16 protein-coding genes, 1 pseudogene and 1 riboswitch are annotated in these 17,712 nt (G+C 68.3%); of the genes and pseudogenes, 10 read left to right on the forward strand and 7 right to left on the reverse strand.

Annotation, left to right across the window (positions count from 1 at the left end; translation table 11 throughout):
* Window positions 1–12 precede the first annotated feature (12 nt).
* Window positions 13–146: riboswitch (TPP riboswitch) on the reverse strand.
* Between the two features lie 235 nt (window positions 147–381).
* Both ACN9M4_RS17995 and ACN9M4_RS18000 read left to right on the forward strand, forming a co-directional pair.
* Window positions 382–1,086, forward strand: coding sequence for an NUDIX hydrolase (locus ACN9M4_RS17995; protein WP_426300314.1), 705 nt, complete (start codon window positions 382–384; stop codon window positions 1,084–1,086).
* Between the two features lie 46 nt (window positions 1,087–1,132).
* Complete coding sequence (locus ACN9M4_RS18000; RefSeq protein WP_426300316.1) at window positions 1,133–1,393, forward strand: DUF4235 domain-containing protein; 261 nt, start codon at window positions 1,133–1,135, stop codon at window positions 1,391–1,393.
* A 51-nt stretch (window positions 1,394–1,444) separates the two neighbouring features.
* Here ACN9M4_RS18000 and mnhG read toward each other — a convergent pair.
* The 6 genes and pseudogenes from mnhG to ACN9M4_RS18030 all read right to left on the reverse strand — a co-directional run.
* Window positions 1,445–1,813: pseudogene (gene mnhG / locus ACN9M4_RS18005) on the reverse strand (monovalent cation/H(+) antiporter subunit G); the annotation flags it as partial.
* Window positions 1,803–2,081 (reverse strand): monovalent cation/H+ antiporter complex subunit F, encoded by a 279-nt coding sequence (locus ACN9M4_RS18010; protein WP_426300318.1) that lies wholly within the window; start codon window positions 2,079–2,081, stop codon window positions 1,803–1,805. The pseudogene mnhG and the gene ACN9M4_RS18010, both read right to left, overlap by 11 nt.
* Window positions 2,078–2,653: a Na+/H+ antiporter subunit E gene (locus tag ACN9M4_RS18015; protein WP_426300320.1), complete on the reverse strand. Its 576-nt coding sequence runs from the start codon at window positions 2,651–2,653 to the stop codon at window positions 2,078–2,080. The genes ACN9M4_RS18010 and ACN9M4_RS18015 overlap by 4 nt, the downstream gene beginning before the upstream one ends.
* A complete protein-coding gene (locus tag ACN9M4_RS18020) occupies window positions 2,650–4,275 on the reverse strand; it encodes a Na+/H+ antiporter subunit D (RefSeq protein ID WP_426300321.1) in 1,626 nt (541 codons plus the stop codon). Before ACN9M4_RS18020 ends, ACN9M4_RS18015 begins: the two co-directional genes overlap by 4 nt.
* A complete protein-coding gene (locus tag ACN9M4_RS18025; RefSeq protein WP_426300323.1) occupies window positions 4,272–4,775 on the reverse strand; it encodes a Na(+)/H(+) antiporter subunit C in 504 nt (167 codons plus the stop codon). Before ACN9M4_RS18025 ends, ACN9M4_RS18020 begins: the two co-directional genes overlap by 4 nt.
* Complete coding sequence (locus tag ACN9M4_RS18030; protein ID WP_426300325.1) at window positions 4,772–7,846, reverse strand: Na+/H+ antiporter subunit A; 3,075 nt, start codon at window positions 7,844–7,846, stop codon at window positions 4,772–4,774. The genes ACN9M4_RS18025 and ACN9M4_RS18030 overlap by 4 nt, the downstream gene beginning before the upstream one ends.
* A gap of 137 nt (window positions 7,847–7,983) precedes the next feature.
* On the opposite strand from ACN9M4_RS18030, the gene ACN9M4_RS18035 reads away from it, so the two are divergent.
* The 6 genes from ACN9M4_RS18035 to ACN9M4_RS18060 all read left to right on the forward strand — a co-directional run bounded on the left by ACN9M4_RS18035 (window position 7,984) and on the right by ACN9M4_RS18060 (window position 15,081).
* On the forward strand, window positions 7,984–9,387 hold the full coding sequence (locus ACN9M4_RS18035) for an MFS transporter (RefSeq protein ID WP_426300327.1): 1,404 nt from the start codon (window positions 7,984–7,986) through the stop codon (window positions 9,385–9,387).
* Between the two features lie 217 nt (window positions 9,388–9,604).
* Window positions 9,605–10,738 carry a benzoate/H(+) symporter BenE family transporter gene (locus tag ACN9M4_RS18040; RefSeq protein ID WP_426300329.1) on the forward strand — a complete coding sequence of 378 codons (1,134 nt, stop codon included), beginning with the start codon at window positions 9,605–9,607 and terminating at the stop codon, window positions 10,736–10,738.
* 55 nt (window positions 10,739–10,793) lie between these two features.
* Window positions 10,794–11,945 carry an ROK family transcriptional regulator gene (locus tag ACN9M4_RS18045; RefSeq protein ID WP_426300331.1) on the forward strand — a complete coding sequence of 384 codons (1,152 nt, stop codon included), beginning with the start codon at window positions 10,794–10,796 and terminating at the stop codon, window positions 11,943–11,945.
* Between the two features lie 74 nt (window positions 11,946–12,019).
* On the forward strand, window positions 12,020–13,543 hold the full coding sequence (locus tag ACN9M4_RS18050; protein WP_426300333.1) for a glycoside hydrolase family 3 protein: 1,524 nt from the start codon (window positions 12,020–12,022) through the stop codon (window positions 13,541–13,543).
* Between the two features lie 35 nt (window positions 13,544–13,578).
* A complete protein-coding gene (locus tag ACN9M4_RS18055) occupies window positions 13,579–14,364 on the forward strand; it encodes a glucosamine-6-phosphate deaminase (protein ID WP_426300335.1) in 786 nt (261 codons plus the stop codon).
* 54 nt (window positions 14,365–14,418) lie between these two features.
* Entirely contained in the window at window positions 14,419–15,081 is a 663-nt protein-coding gene (locus ACN9M4_RS18060) for a class I SAM-dependent methyltransferase (protein ID WP_426300337.1), read from the forward strand.
* A gap of 126 nt (window positions 15,082–15,207) precedes the next feature.
* Here the strand turns inward: ACN9M4_RS18060 and ACN9M4_RS18065 are convergent, their stop codons facing one another.
* The gene (locus ACN9M4_RS18065; RefSeq protein ID WP_426300339.1) at window positions 15,208–15,687 is read right to left on the reverse strand and encodes a hypothetical protein; all 480 of its coding nucleotides are present in this window, start codon (window positions 15,685–15,687) and stop codon (window positions 15,208–15,210) included.
* Window positions 15,688–15,936: 249 nt separating this feature from the next.
* Here ACN9M4_RS18065 and ACN9M4_RS18070 point away from each other — a divergent pair, with 249 nt between their 5' ends.
* On the forward strand, window positions 15,937–16,419 hold the full coding sequence (locus ACN9M4_RS18070; protein WP_115789994.1) for a cation:proton antiporter regulatory subunit: 483 nt from the start codon (window positions 15,937–15,939) through the stop codon (window positions 16,417–16,419).
* A gap of 5 nt (window positions 16,420–16,424) precedes the next feature.
* Complete coding sequence (locus ACN9M4_RS18075; protein ID WP_426300341.1) at window positions 16,425–17,612, forward strand: cation:proton antiporter; 1,188 nt, start codon at window positions 16,425–16,427, stop codon at window positions 17,610–17,612.
* The last annotated feature ends 100 nt before the right edge of the window (window positions 17,613–17,712 follow it).

The raw sequence follows: 17,712 nt of genomic DNA on the forward strand, positions 1-17,712 counted from the left end.
CCGGCCACCGGTCACTCTGAGAACTCGACTCCCTTGCGCCGGTACTAACCGGATCAGGTTCGAGGGTCTGCGGTGTTCCGCACTCTCAGCGCCCTTCCCTCGTTCTGCTGCTGCAGCCCGACGGCGGCGCTCCCCTGTCGTTATCAATTGCCCTTTTGGGCGTGCTCCAGTTTACACCTCGCGGCTTTGCCGGGCCCTTTCCGGGCGGGGCGGGCGGTCACATTGGCGCGGGCGCGGGGCGGCGGGCCGGAAGCCGTACACATTCTGCTTGATCACCCCGGGCCTCTACGTCGCGGACTCCGGAACCACGCGGGTACCGTGGAGTGACTGCAGGTGTGATCCAGCAGAATCGTCACGCGGCAGCGAAGCAAAGGAGCGTTCATGGCGGAAAACGGCGGGCACGAAGAGGCCCCGGTGCCCTCTGAAGCACCCGAAGCCCGGCTTGCCGCCAGCGTGATCCTGCTGCGGGACGGCGCGGACGGCCCGGAAGTCTTCGTCCAGCACCGGGTGTCCACCATGGATTTCGCGGCCGGAATGGTGGTGTTCCCGGGCGGCCGGGTGGACGCCGTCGACGGCAGCGGCTGGGAGTTCACGGACGAGCTCGCACGGGACCACGCGCAGGCATGGCACCGCTGCAGCATCGCAGCCGCAGACGCCGCCACGTCACGGCACAACGCGGGCCGGGTCCTTGCCGCTGCCCTGCGCGAAGTCCGGGAAGAGTCGGGCCTGGTGCTCGACGCCGCCCTGCTGCGGCCGTGGGCCAACTGGGTCACCCCGGAGGACCAGCCCAAGCGCTTCGACACCTACTTCTACCTGGCCGCCCCCGTGCCGGAGGACGAGGCCCGGCACCAGACCACCGAAGCCTGGCAGTCATTGTGGATGCCGGTGCGCGGGATCCTCGACGGCGAGGCCGCCGGCGCCCTCAAGCTGATGCCGCCCACCCTGGTGCTGCTCGAGGATCTGCTCCGGCTCGGCAGCGTGGATGCCGGCCTGGCCGTTGAGCGGGACATCGTTCCCGTCCGCCCGGAACCGGGAGCCCTCAAGGCCTTCTTCGAGCGCCGCCGCCAATCCCCCGCGGCCGAATAGGGTTAGGCTGGGGGCGGTCCTGTTTCCTCCCGCAAGGAGCTCCGGAATGAACATCCTTTTCAAACTGCTCGGCGCCGGCATCGGAATCGGTGCAGGATTCGTCGCCAGCAAAGTGGTCAATCGCGTTTGGGAAAAGGCCACCGGAAACAAGCCGCCCAAGGGCCATGACGACGTGGAAACCAGCTTGCGCTCAGCCCTTGCCTTCGCCCTGGTCTCCTCTTCCGTCACCGCGATCATCCAGGTGCTGACCAGCCGTGCCACGCAGCGCGCCATCACCCGTTTCGCCAAGACCCAGGACATCGTCTAGCTCCCCTGCGGTCCCCGCGGGTCCCGCATAGCCGGGCCCCGTCCCTCCCCGTTCCGTCGCCGCCCGCCGCACCACGGATTCCAGCTCGTCCACGCTGAGCAGTTCCGGGTGCAGGTGCTTGGTCCGGTAGCCCGCGCGGCCCACCATGTGCGCGGAGACGGGGACGGTGAGCAGCTGGAAGATCCATGCCACCACCAGCACCGGCCACACCCACCATTGGCGCATCTGCAGGCCGATCGCCGCGAGCAGCAGGAACAGGCCCAGCACTTGGGGTTTGGTGGCGGCATGCATGCGGCTCATCAGGTCCGGGAAGCGCAGCAGGCCGATGGTCGCGGTCAGCGACATGAGCGCCCCGAGCACCAGGAAAACGGCCGTCACGGCATCGATCACGGCGTCCACGCCGCCTGCATCAGGAGTCATTGGCCTGCCCCCTTCGATCGGATACGAAGCGGGCAACGGTCACCGAGCCGATGAAGCCGATCAGCGTCAGCGCCACCAGCAGGAACAGGTTGTTCAGGTGCCGGTTGACGGCCATGTCGATAGCGAGCGCGGCGCCCACGATGCCCAGCAGCACGTCCGAGGCCAGCACCCGGTCGAGCAGGGACGGCCCGACGGCGATCCGCACAATCGCACCTGCTGCGGCCAGGGTGAGGACCACCGCCGTAATGATCAGCGCTACGTCCTTCACGGCGTTGTTCCCTTCCTGCTTCCGGTTCCTGCGGCGCCTTCGGCTTCCAGCGCCGCCAGCTCAGCCTTCGTGCCCATGATCCGGATCAGCCCGGCCTCGGTGTCCTGGACTTCCTTGCGGAGTTTGGCGGCGTCCGCCTCGTCCCGGATGTCCAGCCCGTGGATGTAGAGAGTGGATGTTGAGCGGTCCACCTCCACCACCAGCGAGCCGGGGATCAGGGACAGCACGTGCCCGGTGGCGGTCACCATGAGGTCCGAATGGCTCCTGAGCGGAACCTCGACGACGGCGTTGACCACCCTGGGTCCTTTGACCACCGCCAGGTAGATCACCTGGCAGCTCGCTGCCACCACTTTGGCGAGGAACACCAGTGCAAAGGGAACTGCCCGCAGCACGTTGAAGCGGCCGCTCAGCTCCACCGGCGGCAGGTAGAAGATTCTGGCCACCACCAGGGCGATCAGGGCGCCGAACAGGACGTTGCCGGGGCTGAAGTCCCGCCACAGCGCACCCCACACGATCACGAGCCACACCAGCAGGGGCAGTTCGGTGCGCAGGGAGATCGGTTTGCGGCTCATTTCGCACCTCCCTGCAGGCTCGGCCCGGAGTGGGCGCCGCCCGGCGAGCTGCCCTGATTGGCGCCACCTGGCGCAGCGATGCCGGGCACGGTGGCGTCCTCGCCCAGCACAGAGTGGATGTAGGCAGTGCGGTCCAGCATCTGCTCCGCGGAGTTCCCGGCGAGCTGGAAGAGCGGCCCTGCGAACACTGTGAGGGCGACCCCGAACACCACGAGAGCCGCCGTCGAACCCACCATCGTGCGGGGAAGCAGGCCCACTGCGGTGGTGTCCTTCAGCACGGGATCCGGATACTCGGCGTCGTCCGGTTTGCGCCAGAAGGCGCGGTTCCAGACGCGGGCGATCGCCAGCAGGGTGAGCAGGCTGGTCAGCACGCCGCCCACCACCAGGGTGATGGCCAGCGGTGTGCCCAGTTCCATGCCTGCCTGCAGGAGCCCCACCTTGCCGAGGAAGCCGGAGAACGGCGGGATGCCTGCCAGGTTCATTGCAGGCACGAAGAAGAGCAGGGCCAGCATCGGGGACAGCTTGGCCAGGCCGCCCAGCCTGTCCATGGAGGAACTGCCGCCGCGGCGTTCGATCAGGCCCGTGACCAGGAAGAGGCTGGTCTGCACGGTGATGTGGTGGGCCACGTAGAACACGGCGGCGGCCAGCCCGGTCACTGAGGACATGGCCAGGCCGAACACCATATAGCCGATGTGGCTGACCAGGGTGAAGGAGAGCAGACGTTTGATGTCGCTCTGGGCCAGGGCACCCAGGATGCCCACCACCATGGTCAGCAGGGCCACCACCATGAGCGGGGTGTTGAGGGTGTCGCCGGGGAACAGCAGCGTCTCCGTGCGCACCATGGCGTAGACGCCCACTTTGGTGAGCAGGCCGGCGAACACGGCGGTGACCGGTGCCGGCGCCGTGGGGTAGGAGTCCGGCAGCCAGAAAGACAGCGGGAACACGGCGGCCTTGATGCCGAAGGCCACCAGCAGCATCACGTGCAGCAGATTGCGGGTGGACGGGTCCAGTTCGGCCAGCTTCACGGCGAGGTCGGCCATGGTGATGGTTCCGGTGGCGCCGTAGATCATGGCGATCGCGATCAGGAACAGCACGGAGGACACCACGGACACCACCACGTAGGTGACGCCCGCCCGGATGCGCGGCCCGGTGCCGCCGAGCGTCATCAGCACGTAACTTGCCGTCAGCAGGATCTCGAAGCCCACATAGAGGTTGAAGAGGTCGCCGGTGAGGAAGGCGTTGGACACCCCGGCCACCAGGATCAGGTAGGTGGGGTGGAAGATCGACACCGGCGCTTCCTGGTCGCCGTCGGCCATGCCCTGCCCGGTGGCGTAGACGAGCACGGCGAGGCTGACCACGGAGGACACCACGAGCATCAGCGAGGAGAACTGGTCCACGACCATCACCACGCCGAACGGCGGAAGCCAGCCGCCGAGGGTGACGGAAGAAGTCCCCGTGGTCCAGACGGCGGCCAGGAGCCAGAATTCCAGCAGCAGGGTCAGGGCCAGCAGGCCGATGCTCACCATCCGCTGGGCCACCGGGTTCCGGTTGAGTGCGAAGGTGAGGGCGGCACCAAGGATGGGAAGGACGACGGCGAGCGGCGCCAGGCTTGCTGCGTTCATTGGGGTCCTCCTCCTTCGTCGTCGTTCAGTGGCGGTTCTCCTGTCGCCTCCGGATCCCCGGGAACGTGCCCGGCGGCGACCGCCGCAAGCGGGAACTCCGAGGTTTCCTGGGGCACCTCGGCGTCGTCCTCGGCGTCGAAGCTCGGGGTCTTGGCCACGCGGCGGTCTTCGGCGTCGTCCTGGATGTCGTCCTGGCGGGCGAGGGCCCAAGTGCGGTAGATGATGCCGAGCATGAACGCGGTGACGGCGAAGGAGATCACGATCGACGTCAGGATCAGCGCCTGCGGCAGCGGGTCGTTGTAGTCCCCGGAGTCGGTGCCCTTGCTGAAGAGCGGCGCCAGTCCCGCGTAGCCGCCGGTGGCCAGGATCAGCAGGTTGGTGGCGTTGGCCAGCAGGACCAGCCCGAGCAGCACGCGGGTGAGGCTGCGTTCCAGGATCAGGTAGATCCCGCAGGCATACAGCACGCCCATGACCAGCAAAAGGGTCAGATTGACGCTCATGCGTTTTCCCTTTCGCTTCCGGTGGCCAGCGCGGCCTGTTCCTGTGCAGCTTCTTCCTGCCCGGCGCCGTCCGGTTCCTGCCCGGCTTCTTCCTGCCCGGCGTCTTCCTGTCCGGCGCCCTCCGGGGCAGCTGCTTCCTCGAAGTGTTCGTCGATCTCGGCGCCGAGGCTGCGCAGGACGTCCAGGGCCAGGCCGACCACCACGAGGTACACGCCGATGTCGAACAGCGTGGAGGTGACGAACTTGATGTCCCCGAAGACCGGCAGCCAGAACTGGATGATGGCGCTTTGGAACACCTGCCCGCCGAGGAACAGCGGGACCAGGCCGGTGAGCGCCGCCAGGGCAAGGCCCGTGCCGAGCAACATGCCGGCACTGATCGGGGCGGCTTCGCGCAGTTCGAAGCGGCCCCCGGCGAGGTAGCGCACGGTCAGGGCGAGCCCGGCCACCAGGCCGCCCGCGAAGCCGCCGCCGGGGAGGTTGTGCCCGGCGAGCAGCAGGTACACGGAGAAGATGATCATCGAGTGGAAGATCAGCCGGGTGACCACTTCGAAGATGATGGAGCGGCGCTCGGGAGCCAGGGTGCGCCCGGCCACCAGCCAGGGGTCCCCGGCCTTGCCGGCGAACCTGCGGGCCACGTGCAGCGAGGCGTGCTCTTTGGAGTCGTTCCCGACGGCAGTGCGGCGCCCCACGGTGCCTTCCGGCATGGTGGCTGCCCGGTGGATCCGTTCGCCGCGGCTGCGGATGAAGATCAGGCTGGCCACGCCGGTGGCGGCCACGGCGAGCACCGAGATTTCGCCGAAGGTGTCCCAGGCACGGATGTCCACGAGCGTCACGTTGACCACGTTGAGCCCGCCGCCGCCTTCATAGGCCAGCTGGGGGAAGGCCAGGGACACGGGGTCCGCGACGCGGGCGCCCATGGCGTAGATGGCCACGAAGATCATGGTCACCCCGAACGCGGCGCCGATGATGATCCGGACCACGCGGTACTTGCCGCCGGTGCGGTCGCGCAGTTCGGCGGGCAGGCTGCGCATGGCCAGGACGAAGGCCACCAGGATGATGGTTTCCACCAGCATCTGGGTCAGGGCGAGATCCGGGGCGCCCTGCAGCGCGAACATCAGGGCGATGCCGTAGCCGGTCACGGAGACCATGAGGACCGCGAGGAAGCGCTTGTTGGCGCGCACGGCGGCCAGGGCTCCGGCGATGATGCCGGCGGCGGCGACAAGTTGCAGCGGCGAGTTCGGGTCCACGAGGTAGAGCCCGCCGGGCAGCGGCTTGTTCGATACCAGCAGCACGCTCAGCGGCACCGCGAAGGCCACGGTGAGGATCACGGCCAGGTAGAAGTACAAGGAACCGCGCTGGGTGCGGCCGGTGACCCACACCGCGACGTCGTCCAGGGCGCCGATGGTGCGCTGGTAGGCGCGGTCGCCGTCGACCCAGTCCGGGACCCGGCTCTGGGCCCGGGCGACGGCGTTGCGCCAGTAGAACATGGCGAGGCCGGCCGCGAAGGTGACGGCGGTCAGGCCGAGCGCGGGCGTGAGGCCGTGCCACAGCGCAAGGTGCCCCGCGCCGGCGTCGTGCGCTGAGTCGCCGAAAAGGGCGGCGTACGGCTGGATCCAGGTGTCCACCGGGACCGGCCACAGGCCATAGGCGACGCTGAGCAGGGACAGGATCGCCGGCGCGGCCAGGAAGGACAGCCGGATCGCCTTGAACGGGGTCCGCTCCACGCCGGGTTTGCTGGCGAAGGCGCCCCACATGAAACGGGCACTGTAGGCGAACGTCAGCACGGAGCCCAGCACCAGCCCGATCAGCAGCACCAGGCCCCAGCCCTCGGAGGCGGGATCGCTGCTGTAGTGCACGAATGCTTCGAACACGGATTCCTTCGCCACGAATCCGGCCAGCGGCGGCACGCCTGCCATGGACGCCGCGGCCAGGCCGGCCACCACTGCCAGGGCCCTTGAGGATTTGTAGACGCCGGAGAGCTTGCGGATGTCGCGGGTTCCGGACTGGTGGTCGATGATGCCCACCACCAGGAACAACGCCGCCTTGAACAGGCCGTGGGCGAGCAGCAGGGCAAGGCCGGCCAGGGCGGCGTCGGGACGGCCCAGGCCAACCACCATGGTGAGGAAGCCGAGCTGGCTGACCGTGCCGTAGGCCAGGATGAGCTTGATGTCGGTCTGCCGCAACGCACGGTAGCCGCCCAGCACCATGGTGCCCAGGCCCAGGCCAAGCACCAGCGGCAGCCAGGCCGGGCTTTCGCTGAAGCCCGGCGCCATGCGGGCCACGATGTAGATGCCGGCCTTCACCATGGCGGCGGCGTGCAGATAGGCGCTCACCGGAGTGGGGGCGGCCATGGCGCCGGGGAGCCAGAAGTGGAAGGGCAGCAACGCGGACTTCGTGACGGCGCCGGCCAGGATCAGTACGACGGCGGCGCCCACCGCGCCCTGGGCGGGCCCGGCGAAGAGTTCATCCGCGCCCGCCAGGATCCCGGACATGCGGTAGGTCCCCGCGGACTGGCCGAGGATGATGAGGCCGATGAGCATCGCAAGGCCGCCGGCCGTGGTGACCACAAGGGCCTGCAGGGCCGAACGGCGCGCGGAGAGGCGGGTGCGCGCGTAGCCGATCAGCAGATAGGACAGGACGGTGGTGAGCTCCCAGAAGATGAACATCATCAGGAGGTCGTCCGCGGTGACCAGGCCGAACATGGCGCCGGCGAAGGCCAGGAGCTGGGCGCCGAAGCCACCGAGGTAGTCGTCCTTGTCCTTGAAGTACCGGGCGCAGTACACCAGGACGAGAGTGCCGACGCCGAGGACCAGCAGGGACATTACCCAGGACAGCACATCCATGCGGAAAGCGAATTCAAGCTTGAGTTCGGGAATCCACGGGAAGCTCTCTTCGATGAAGCCGCCGCTGGGGCTGCCCTCCGGATAGACCAGCCCGTATTGCGCGATCAGCCACACCAGGGACGCCGCGGGAACCGCAGCCAGCACATAGAAGGCACTCCGCCCGATTTTCCGGAAGATCCAAGGCGCCACAGCAGCCGCTGCAAAGGTCACGGCAAGGACTGTGATCACTGTTGTCTCCGCTAAATCAGGATGAAATTTGTCAAAGAGTTGGAGCCGGCGGTCATACTTTGGGTTCGGTCCCAACAGTTTATCAATCGGGTGTGACAAGCAGGTTTCCGTAACTCCCTGCGGATAGCATTCACACCATGGACACCACAGCGGTTCCCGACACTCCCCGCCCGGCGTCAGAACTGGCCGCCGGCACCACGGCCTCCACCAAGGGCCGGATCCTCGCCTGGGCCTCCTGGGACTGGGGTTCGGCCGCCTTCAACGCCGTCATGACCACCTTCGTCTTCACGGTCTACCTCACGTCCAACGCCTTCGGCGGCGAGGATGCAGCGTCGGCGGCCCTGGGCGCCGCGCTCGCCATCGCCGGCGCGGCGATCGCCCTGCTCGCTCCGGTCACGGGCCAGCGCTCCGACGCCGGCGGGCGGCGCAAGCTGTGGCTGGGTGTCAACACGGCCCTGGTAGCGGTGCTGACCGGACTGTGTTTCTTCGTCTTCCCGCGCCCGGAGTTCCTGCTGCTGGGCGTCACGCTGATCGCGCTCGGCAACGTGTTCTTCGAATTCGCCGGGGTCAACTACAACGCGATGCTCGCGCAGATCTCGACGCCGGCCAACATCGGCAAGGTGAGCGGCTTCGGCTGGGGCATGGGGTACCTTGGCGGGATCGTGGCCCTGCTGGCGGTGCTGCAGCTGTTCGTCCAGCCGTCCTTTGACTGGTTCGGTGCGCAGACCGCGGACGGGCTGAACATCCGCCTGGTGGCCGTCTTCTCGGCCCTGTGGTTCTTCATTTTCGCGCTGCCCGTGCTGTTCGCCGTTCCCGAACTGCCTGCGCGGCCGGCCCAGGAGCGGCTCGGCTTCCTGGCGTCCTACCGGCTGCTTTTCCGCAGGATCGGCGCCATCTACAAGACCAGTCCGCACACTATCTACTTCCTCCTCGCCAGCGCCATCTTCCGCGACGGCCTGGCCGCCGTCTTCACCTTCGGTGGCGTCATCGCTGCCGGAACCTTCGGATTCGAGCTGAAGGAAGTCATCTTCTTCGCGATCTTCGGCAACATCGTGGCCGCCGTGGGCGCGATCATCGGCGGATTGCTGGATGACAAGATCGGGCCCAAGTCCGTCATCGTCATTGCCCTGATCGGGCTCCTTGTGGCCGGCAGCGCGATCCTGGTGCTCGGCAACGGAAGCTACACCGTCTTCGGAGCCGCATGGACCGGCGGCAGCACCTTCTGGACGTTCGGCCTCCTGCTGTGCCTCTTCGTGGGCCCGGCCCAGGCGTCATCCCGCGCCTACCTGGCCCGCCTGGCCCCGGACGGGGAATCCGGGGAACTCTTCGGCCTCTACGCCACCACCGGACGCGCCGTCAGCTTCCTTGCGCCCACCCTGTTCACGCTCTGCATCACCATCGCCACCCCGCTGGTGGCGGCAGGGGAAGCGCAGCGTTGGGGAATCCTCGGGATCATGGTGGTGCTGCTGGCGGGCCTCCTCGTGATCCTCCCGGTGAAGGCACCAGCGGAAACGGCCATCGCCGTCGTCCCTGAGCGGTGAAGGGTCCGGAGCTGAGTGCCGGCGCATCATTCCGTTCCACCCACGGGACGCGTAGCCTGAGGAAAGTACGGGCGGCATACGGCCCGTACCGGCCAAGCAACAGGCAGCCCGCAAGCGGGCGGATTCCGGACAATCGATGTCACAGCGGGTCAAACGCCTCTCGCACTGGTTCCGGGAGTGGTCGCCCTCCATCGGAACGGGCCTTGTCATGGTTACCTTGGCAACTTCCCTCATTTCCATCCCGCTCTCGGCCGCCCAGCAACTGGGGCTGCCCCGTCCGCAACTGACGGCCTGGATCCTGGCGATCTACTCCTTGCCGTGCGCGGCCGGTTTCGTCCTGGCGCTCCACTTCCGGCAGCCCCTGCTGCTCACGGGCAACATCTTCGTACTGATCTTCATCGTTTCGCTCCAGGGCCGGCTGTCATTCGCCGAACTGGCAGGGGCTTCGATGGCGGCGGGCGCCGCCGTCGTCTTCATCACTGCCCTGGGGCTGAGTGACCGGCTCGCCCGCTGGATTCCGGCGCCGATCGTAGTGGGTCTACTGGCAGGCTCCGCCCTTCCGTTCGTGGCCCGTGTGTTCACCGTTCTGGGCGCGGAACCCGTCATTATCGGCAGCGCCTTCCTCGCTTTCCTGCTGGGCCGGCGGCTCCTTGGCGCACGCATTCCGCCGATACTCCCGGCGCTGATCGTGGGCGTGGCCGCCGCCGCTGTCCTGGGTCGCTTCGGCAGCGCAGGAGACGGTGTTCCGGCCTCTTTTCCGGAAGCAACCCTGCCTGTGTTCACCCTGGACGCGCTGCTCACGGCCACACCGGTCATCGTGGTGCTCATGGTGCTCCAGTCGAACGTGCCGTCCGTGATTTTCCTGCGCAGCCAGCACTACCGACCGCCCGCACGGACCCTGGACTACGTCAGCGGGATCGGGACCATCGCCGGGTCATTCCTGGGACCGGCAGGCGTGTCACTTTCGCTGCCCGCCACGGCACTGGTGGCCGGGCAGGATGCGGGTCCGGCGCCGCAGCGGCACCGCTCGGCTGTGCTGGCGAGCGCGGCGTTCCTGGCACTGACTCCGTTCGCCGTTTTCGCGGCCGCGGCCGCAGACCTCATTCCGTTGGAACTGCTCCTGGGCATCGCCGGGCTGGCCGTCATCGGCATCCTGGCCATGTCCCTCGATCAACTGAGCAACGGACCGCTGACCACGGGACCGCTCGTGGCATTCGCCGTGGCGGTCTCCGACATATCGCTCCTGGGCCTCGGGCCATACTTTTGGTCCCTGGCACTGGGCGTGGTGGCATCCCTCGTCGTCGAACCCGAGCGGATGAAGGAACTGCGCACCAACGCACCGGCTCTGTGAAGGGAGCCGACAAAACCCCTTGACCTTTGATTGTTAGTAGAGTTAACTAACTTTCATGCCAAGCGTACGAGACCGGGGTCACAGCAAACGGGCCGGCGCCGCCACCCTTCCCTCGGACGGCCGCGCGAACAACCTTTCCCTGGTCCGCCGCACCCTCCACGCAGACGGCGCCATGAGCCGCGCCGATCTCTCCCGCACCCTGGGCCTGACCCGCGTGACCGTCTCGGACCTCGTTTCGGACCTCATGGACCGTGGCCACGTCGTCGAGCTCGGCCAGTCCGGCGCGGTCCGCCCGGGCAAGCCTGCCATCCTGGTCGACATCAACCGCCAGGGCCTCCAGGTCATCGGCGTGGACCTGTCCAGCGAATCCGACCTCCGCGCCGCGGTCCTGGACCTGGACGGCAATATCCTGGAGCGGCTGGAACGCCCGGTCGGCACCGCCACCGGACAGGCCGTCGTCGAACAGGTGCTGGAACTCGTCGCGGAAACGGCGGGCCGCGCCACCGCGCCGCTGCTGGGTATCGGCGTCGGGACCCCCGGCATCGTCACCGGCGACGGCGTGGTCCTCACCGCCCCCAACCTCGGCTGGAGCGAGGTGCCCGTGCGCGAACTCCTGGAAAGACACACCGGCCTGCCCACTCTGGTCTCCAACGACGCCGACGCCGCCGTCCACGCGGACCACACCTTCGGCGGCGGCTGCGATGACGAGATCCTCGTGAAGATCGGCCGGGGCGTCGGTTCCGGCGTGATCGTCGGCGGGCGGCGCGCCCGCGGCGCCCACTCGGCCGCCGGCGAAATCGGCCACGTCACGGTCGGAACGGATGCGGGCACGCTCTGCGTCTGCGGCCGCACCGGCTGCCTCGAAACCTGGATGTCGGTGCCCAGCCTGGAGCGCGCCCTGGCCGTTGCCGCGGCGGGCGAAGATCCGGAGGCCGCCACCGCCGTCGTCTACCAGGAAGCGGGCGAACGGCTCGCCATCGCCCTCGCCCCCGTGGTGGGCGTCCTCGATCTGGCGGAAGTGGTCCTCAGCGGGCCCCGCCACCTGCTGGGAGGTCCGCTGCTCGACGCCGTGCAGCAGACCCTGCTTGCCCGGCTGCTGCACCAGGACCCCCAGCCGGTCACCGTCCGGCTGGCCGCGGACCCGCAGGACATCGTCCTGCGCGGGGCTGCGGTGATGGTCCTGTGGAATCAACTGGGAGTGGCGTGAACCCCGCCCCCGCACCGGCGGGCTTCGGCCCGCACCAAACTGCCCCGCACACAGCCGCCCGAAGGAGCCAAGCCATGGGCACCTCGAAGTCCACCACCCTCGCCGCGCCGGAACTTAGCGCAGATACCGAACAGATCCGCCGGCTCGCCGCCGGCACCCTCATGCCCGGGTTCTCCGGGATCGCCGTCCCCGTCTGGATCCTGGACGCCTACGACGCCGGGCTGGCGGCGGTGTGCCTCTACGGCACCAATGTGGCGTCCCCCGTGCAGCTGCGCGACCTGTGCGCCGGCCTGCGCGCCCACTCCCCCAGCACGCTGATCGCCGTCGACGAGGAAGGCGGGGACGTCACCCGCCTGCATTACCTCACCGGCTCGCCGCAGCCCGGGAACGCCGTGCTCGGCCGCCTCGACGACGTCACGCTGACAGCCACCAGCGCGGCGACCATCGGCCAGGAACTCGCCAGCCTGGGCATCAACCTGAACCTGGCCCCGGACGCGGACGTGAACTCGGAGGCGGACAACCCCGTGATCGGTGTCCGCAGCTTCGGCGCGGAACCCGACTTGGTTGCCCGGCACACGGCGGCCTGGATCCGCGGACTGGAGGACTCCGGCGTGGCCTCCTGCGCCAAGCATTTCCCCGGCCACGGCAGCACCACCACCGATTCCCACCTCGAACTTCCCCGGGTCTCCGCCAACGCCGCAACCCTGGAAGCCCGCGAACTGGTGCCGTTCCGGGCGCTTGTCGAAGCCCGGGGCGCCACCGTGATGACCAGCCACATCCTGGTCGATGCGCTGGATCCGGAGAACCCGGCCACCTTCTCTTCACGGATCCTGCAGGGGCTGCTGCGCGAGGAACTCGGCTTCGAGGGCGTCATCCTCACCGACGCCCTCGACATGGCCGGCGCCTCCGCGCAGACCGGCGTGCCGGAAGCGGCCGTGCGGGCCCTGCTGGCCGGCACCGACCTGCTCTGCCTCGGCTCGGACACCGGCCCGGAGCTCTACGAACAGACCCTCGCCGCCATCACCGCGGCTGTGGCCGAAGGCCGCCTGGACCCCGCCCGGCTGGCCGACGCCGCGGGCCGCGTCGCCGCGCTGTCCGCACGCTTCCCCGCCGCCGGGCCGGCCGAAATCCACCAGGCCACACCCCGCGGGATCTCCAGCAAGCCCGGCAGCCCGGCCCTGGATTCCGCGGTCCTTGATCCTGCCGTGCTCGACGCCGGCCGCATCCGGGAGGCCTTCGAGATCTCCGCCGCCGCCGAAAACTGGCTCGCCCGTGAGGAAGCCGTGGCCATCGTGCAGGTGGACACCGGCGCGAACTTCGCCGTCGGGCAGGTGCCGTGGGGTCCCGCCGCGGCGACGGACGCCGTCGTCGGAGAAGGCGAGGTTCCGGACGGCGCGAAGGTCGCCGTCGTCGGCCGCGGGCTCGACGCCGACCACCCGCTCTGGACCGTTTTCTCCCGCCTGCGCGCGGAAGGCCACGCCGTGATCGCCGTCGAGTGCGGCTGGCCGCGCGGCGGCGCGGACATCGTCACCTACGGCGCGTCCCTCGCGGTGTCCCAGGCGCTCTGCGGCCTGCTGCTCGGCGGCCAGGACAACTGACCAACTTTCCACAGACCGACTCAAGGAACCACCCAATGGAAATCATTGTCGCCCCCACCCCCGAATCCGCGGCGTCCGCTGCCGCGCAGGCAGTCCTCGCCGGGCTGCCCGCCGGCAAGGCTCCCGTCCTGGGCCTGGCCACAGGTTCCTCCCCGCTGGGCCTGTACGCCGAGCTCGCGGCCGCGGTGGCAGACGGCCGGGCGGACTTCTCGGCGGCCAAGGGTTTCGCCCTGGACGAGTATGTGGGCCTGCCCGCCACGCATCCCGAGTCCTACCGCCAGGTGCTGGTCCGTGAGGTCTGCGACGTGATCGGCCTGCCCTTGGACGGGCTCAACGTGCCGGACGGCACCGGGGCCACCCTGGCGGAGCTCGAGGCGGGCGCCGCGGCCTACGACGCCGCGATCGCTGCCGCCGGGGGCATCGACGTGCAGATCCTGGGCATCGGCGCCAACGGCCATGTGGGCTTCAACGAGCCCGCCTCCTCGCTCTCCTCCCGCACCCGGGTGAAGCGCCTGGCCGCCCGCACCCGGCGGGACAATGCCCGCTTCTTCGCCTCCGAGGCCGAGGTCCCCACGCACTGCATCACCCAGGGCCTGGGCACCGTGATGGACGCCCGCCGACTGGTGCTGATCGCCACCGGCGAGGCCAAGGCCAATGCCGTGGCGGCCGCCGTCGAAGGTCCGCTCTCGGCGTCCTGCCCGGCGTCGATCCTGCAGTGGCACCCGAACGCGATCGTCGTGCTGGACGAGGCGGCTGCCGCTGCCCTGAAGAACCGCGAATACTACGACGACGCCGCCCGCGGCCTGCCGTTGAACGCCTGACTTGGGGCCGGGGCTCAGCCCCGCCAATTGACCCTCCCGTGCCAGACTTGGGCAATGCCGCCCACCTCCCAAGACGATCTTGCAGTTCAACGCGCATACGATGAGGTCGCCGACACCTACGCAGATCATTTCCGGTCGACTCATTTCCGGTCGACCGGACCCGAGCAGCCTGCTGATCTGGGGATGATCGAGCACTTCGCTTCCCTCCTGCCCGGCGACAAGCACGTGCTCGACGCCGGATGCGGCGCAGGGCGGATGATGCCCGTGCTGGCAAAGCTCCGCTGCCAGGTAGAAGGGGTGGACCTCTCACCCGGGATGATCCGCCGCGCTCGACATGACCATCCGGGGTTTCCGTCCCAAGTGGCCTCGATCAGCACCCTGCCGTTCCCGGACGGGTCCTTCGATGGCGTCTTCTCCTGGTATTCAACGATCCACATCCCTGACGCCGGGCTGCCCGACGTCGTGGGCGAGGCACGCCGCGTTCTGCGATCGGGCGGGCTCTTCCTGGTCGCCTTCCAAACCGGTCAAGGCGTTCGGGATGTCTCCGAGGGCTACCGGCGGCGCGGTCACGACATCGTCCTGTATCGATACGACCGGGCTGCGGATAGCTTCAGCAGCTTGATAGCTTCAGCCGGCATGACCGAGATCGGACGCCTCGAACGCGCCGCAGTGTCGGACGAACGTACCGGTCAGGCCGTCCTCGTCGCGAGGGCTTAGCACCCCCAACACTTGGCCAGAACCGGAGAGTGCGTGAGGCAAGTACCGCAAGAACGCCGGGTCAGGTGCGTGTGTGCACCGGACCCGGCTTCCGCGGCCCGTAGTTCGCCGGGCGTATCTGGCGGGCTAGTTCGTGATCGACAGGATTGAGCTGTTCTGCCAGCCCGTGAAGGACGACCAGGCTCCGCCGCTGCTCACCTGGAAGCGCACCTTGTGGTAGACCTCCTCGGCGCCTTTCTCGCCGTTCACCAGGGTGCGGTAGTTGTGGATCACGGTGCTGCCGCCGGCATAGACAAGGCGGCCGAAGCCGGCGGAGCCCAGGTAGTCGTCAGGGTTCGGCGAGGGGTCTGCCTCCCACCGTTGCTGCTGGATGTAAAGGTAGCGGTTCGCAGTGCACGTCGCGTAGATCCGGTAATCCAGGACCTTCACGCCATTGTCGTATCGACCGGTGAAGACTGGTTTCAGCGGCGTGACGGTGCAGGAATTGGAGGTGTTGGCCTGGGCAGGTGCTCCCAGTGCCAGGCCAACCCCGGCGAGGCCGAGGGTGGCAGCGACGACGGTGATGACGCGGGCCCGGGCGAGCCTGGACTTGATGTTGGTACCCATTTCTTCTCCTGGGGTTGATGTGAGTCGAACCGGGAGGACGTGAATGAACGTCCGCGGGTGTCGGGACCAAGGCCATCCGTCCCGACGTCTTTACGGCTTTTTTGTTCCGTGCTTCCAGTCTTCGGCGGCCCGCTCCGCGGAACATCACCTTGTTGAGTGAATACCACCCCCCGAATGAGGGATCGCGCTTGGGCAGTGCCGCCCGGCAGCGCCGTTCCGCAGCCCTCCCAGGAGGACTAGGGTGGAGCCATGAACGTGGATGAGACTGAACTTCCGGGACTGGGTGTCCGCAAGGACTTCATCACGGCTTCCGGGCGCCGGATCGGCGTTGTGGAACTGCGTGAAGGCGAAACTGAACTCTTTGTTTCGACCTGGGACGACCCCGACACCTGCCAGGCCTCCATCCCGTTGACCGCTGACGAAGCAGCCGCCCTGGGAAATCTCCTGGGCGGCCAGCACATCGCCATGCGCCTCGCCGAAGCCCACAAGGAAATTCCCGGCATCGTCACGCGCCAGTTCTCCATCACTGCCGACTCCCCTTTCCAGAACCAACCCATGGGCAAGGCCCAGATCCGCACCCGCAGCGGTGTGTCGATCGTGGCGATCATGCGCGAAGGCGAGGTCGTTCCTTCGCCCGCGCCCGACGTCGTGCTCCACACGGGTGATCTGCTGGTTGCTGTCGGTACGCAAGAAGGCCTGGACTCTGCGGCTGCCATTTTGCGCAACGGCTGACGGCCATGGACCCTTTGGCCCTGACCCTCATTGAACTTGGTGCTGTTGTTTTCTGCCTCGGCCTGCTGGCACGCCTGGCCGGCCGCATCGGAATGTCCCCTATTCCCCTGTACCTCATAGGCGGGCTGGGCTTCGGAGCCGGCGGGATCGTCAAACTGGACGGCATGCACGAGTTCGCGCATCTCTCCGGCGAAATCGGCGTCATCCTCCTGCTCCTCATGCTCGGACTGGAGTACACGGCAGCGGAACTGGTCACCGGGCTGCGGCGTTCCTGGCAGGCCGGCGTGATGGACCTCGTGCTGAACTTCGCGCCCGGCGCGGCGGTGGCGCTGCTGCTGGGCTGGGGCCTGGTGGGCGCGATCGTGATGGGCGGCGTCACCTACATCTCCTCCTCGGGGATCGCCGCGAAGGTCATCACGGACCTCGGCCGGATCGGTAACCGCGAGACGCCCGTGGTGCTGGCCATCCTGGTTTTCGAAGACCTCACCATGGCCATCTACCTGCCGATCCTCACCGCGATCCTGGCCGGCGTCGGCTTCCTGGGCGGCCTGCAGACAGTGGGGATCGCCCTCGCCGTGGTGAGCGTGGTGCTGCTGGTGGCGCTCAAGCACGGGCACCGGGTGTCCCAGGCCGTGCACAGTGAGAACTCCGAGGTCTTCCTGCTCAATGTCCTGGGCCTGGCCCTGCTGGTGTCGGGCCTCGCCTCCGCACTGCAGGTCTCTGCCGCCGTGGGCGCGTTCATGCTGGGCATCGCGATTTCCGGCGCCACGGCCCACAATGCCACCCGGATCCTGGAACCGTTGCGGGACCTGTTCGCCGCAATCTTCTTCGTGGCGTTCGGGCTCAACACGGACCCGACCACCATTCCGCCCGTGCTGCTCTTCGCCCTGCTGCTGGCATTCCTGACGGCAGGCACCAAGATGCTCACCGGCATCTGGGCGGCAAAACAGGCCGGGATCGCAATGCCCGGCCGTTTCCGTGCCGGGGCCGCGCTGATTGCCCGCGGCGAGTTCTCGATCGTCATTGCCGGGCTTGCCGTGACTTCCGGCGCCGTGCCGCGTGAACTGGCAGCCTTGGCGACGGCCTATGTGCTGCTGATGGCGATCATCGGCCCGCTGGCTGCCCGCTTCGTGGAGCCGGCAGTGAAGGCGATCCGGAAGCCGCGGCGGCCGGCGCTGGCAGGAGCGCGCTAGGCGTCAGCGGCGGCTGGTTCGCGCAATGCCAGGCTGCAGGCCCGCGCCCGCGTCGCGGGAGCGCAGCCAAGTCGCGGGAACGCTCCAGCGACTCCGCAGT

Source organism: Arthrobacter sp. R-11 (assembly GCF_049913155.1).
Taxonomy (GTDB): domain Bacteria; phylum Actinomycetota; class Actinomycetes; order Actinomycetales; family Micrococcaceae; genus Arthrobacter.